Source organism: Ensifer sp. NM-2 (genome assembly GCF_003024455.1).
GTDB lineage: Bacteria > Pseudomonadota > Alphaproteobacteria > Rhizobiales > Rhizobiaceae > Ensifer > Ensifer canadensis.
The window spans coordinates 1-2,356 of sequence record NZ_PVZR01000054.1 but is presented as its reverse complement, the minus strand read 5'-3'; the positions used below and the strand labels follow the sequence as shown (position 1 = coordinate 2,356).

The window sequence follows — 2,356 nt, the reverse complement described above, 5'->3', positions numbered from 1 at the left end:
GCGGCCACGAACGTGAACGGCCCAGCCTCCCCGAGCGGGCGATGACGGAAGGACTCGACCTGCTCGTCGAGCTCGGTGGCCATCCGGGAGACTTGGGACTTGGACAGGGCGTTGACGCCCAGAGTCTTGACCAGCTTGTCCATCCGTCGGGTCGAGACCCCGGCGAGGTAGCAGTCAGCGACCACGGTGATCAGCGCCGACTCCGCTCTCTTCCTGCGTTCAAGTAGCCAGTCCGGGAAGTACGTGCCCGATCTGAGCTTGGGGATGGCCACGTCCAGGGTGCCGACCCGGGTGTCCAGGTCCCGGTGGCGGTACCCGTTCCGCTGAGCAGTGCGCGAGGAGCTGGGCTTGCCCCATTCGGCACCGACCACCGCGTCGGCATCCGCGGAGAGCAGGGTGTTGATCATGGTCTGCAGCAAGTGGCGCATCATGTCCGGGGAGGCTTCGGACAGGGCTTCGCTCAGCAGGCCGGCAGGGTCGAGAATATGAGGAGCGGTCATCGTGATGACTCCATTCGAGGGTGCTGTGAGAGGTTCACTCGAAGGATCACACGGTGGCCGCGTCCACGTCTGAGACGACGTGCCCGACCACCGGGCGCTACACCACTATGCGGGACTCAACTTGCGCGCATCGGGGCGCACGCATCGGGTGCGTGGGCGATCGAGCTATCACCATTGGGTGCTGATACCAGGCGTGCAGTTCCCTGCCGCCTGGCACTAGGGCATGTCTGACAATCGTTTTGACCATGCGAGCACAGCATTCAGGACCAGAGCGGCCCTGTAGATGATCGCGTACTTGTCATACCGGGTCGCCAGACCCCGCCACTGCTTCAGGTGAGCGTACTGACGCTCGATGACATTGCGGCCCTTGTAGGCGTCCGCGTCGAGGCTGACGGGGCGCCCGCCGCGGGCACCGCGCCGTCTGCGGTGGCCCTGCTGGTCGGCCGGTTCGGGGATGACCGCTTTGATCCCACGGGCACGTAGGTGGGTGCGGATCGCCCGGGAGGAGTACGCCTTATCGCCCAGCACGGCCTCGGGGCGGGTCCGGGGCCGCCCTACTGGCCGGGTCACGCGCAGCTGCGCCAGAAGAGGAAGCAGCATCGGGGAGTCCCCTGCCTGGCCGGGGGTGATCAGGCTGACCAGCGGCAGCCCGGTCCCATCGACGAGCTGATGGATCTTCGTGCTCAGCCCGCCACGGGAGCGCCCGATGCCGTGATCGGCCGGCTCCTCACGCGGATTCTTGTAGTTCGATCCATCCCCCTGTGTGGCGGGTGATGTTCGTCGCGTGCTGGTGGGCGCGGGCGATCGTGGAGTCCACCGAGACCGACCAATCGATCAGGCCTTCGGCGTCAGCGGCGGCGGTCAGCGTGGCCAGCACCGTGTCCCAGGTGCCTTCTTCGGCCAAGCGCCGATGCCAGGTCCACACGGTCTGCCAGGGCCCGTAGACCTCGGGCAGATCCCTCCAAGCGATTCCGCACCGGTACCGGTAGATGATCGCCTCCACCATGGCGCGGGCGTCGGCGAACGGCCTGCCGGCGCGGCCGGTCCGGGTCGGGAGCATCGGGGCGATCAACTCCCATTGGGTGTCAGAGAGCATCTGGAACCGGGACATGTCCCCAGGGTCTCAGCTGACTCGTGCATCTATTCTCAGACACGCCCTAGGTGTAAGAGGTCATGACGTTGTTGACTCGGGCCGGGGCCAACGAGGCCGGAGGAGCGTCTCCGCAGGAGGTATGAGGCCGATGGTAGTTGTAGTGGTTCACCCACACCGCCAGGGCCTCACGCCGAGCTTGCTCTGAGGTGTACGGGCGGGCGTAGAGGACCTCATCGACCATCAGCCGGTTGTACCGCTCGACCTTCCCGTTATGGCGCGGGGTGTAGGGGCGGATCCGGTGGTGCCGGCCCCCGAGCGAGACCACCTTCGCGGTGAAGTCCACGGCCCGGTAGTTGTTCCCGTTGTCCGTGATCACCCGGTCCACGGTGATGCCGTGGGCGGCGAAGAACGCCCGCGCCCGGCAGTAGAAGCTCACGGTCGTGGCCGCCCGCTCGTCCTCCAACGCCTCGGTGTAGGCCAGGCGGGTGTACCCGTCGATCGCCGAGTGCAGGTAGGTGTAGCCGACCCGCCGGCCAGGCCCGCGCTTGGAAGCACGGCCTGCTTCACTTTCACGTCCGTGGGTGCGCCAGCCGCCCCCGTCTGGGATCTTCCCGATCTTCTTCACGTCCAGGTGCACCATGTGCCCCGGCCCTCTCGCGGTGATCTTCTGGGGTCGTTGGCGCAGGTCTTCTCCGGCCGGGGTCAGGTCCCGTAGGCGGGAGATCCCGAGTCGGTGCAGCCACCGTCCCACGGTACGAAGACA

The 2,356-nt window shown here is 66.9% G+C and carries 4 protein-coding genes; all 4 read right to left on the bottom strand.

The window, feature by feature from the left end; genetic code table 11:
• On the bottom strand, window positions 1-500 hold a 500-nt coding region (locus C6558_RS38670), incomplete at its 3' end, for a transposase (RefSeq protein WP_199197125.1).
• Window positions 501-716: 216 nt separating this feature from the next.
• The gene (locus tag C6558_RS38665; protein ID WP_371412340.1) at window positions 717-1,331 is read right to left on the bottom strand and encodes an IS5 family transposase; all 615 of its coding nucleotides are present in this window, start codon (window positions 1,329-1,331) and stop codon (window positions 717-719) included.
• Window positions 1,228-1,611 (bottom strand): IS5 family transposase, encoded by a 384-nt coding sequence (locus C6558_RS41905; protein ID WP_371412339.1) that lies wholly within the window; start codon window positions 1,609-1,611, stop codon window positions 1,228-1,230. The genes C6558_RS38665 and C6558_RS41905 overlap by 104 nt, the downstream gene beginning before the upstream one ends.
• A gap of 46 nt (window positions 1,612-1,657) precedes the next feature.
• Window positions 1,658-2,356, bottom strand: a 699-nt coding sequence (locus C6558_RS38660) for an integrase core domain-containing protein (protein ID WP_107028838.1), incomplete at its 5' end; no start/stop codon positions are given.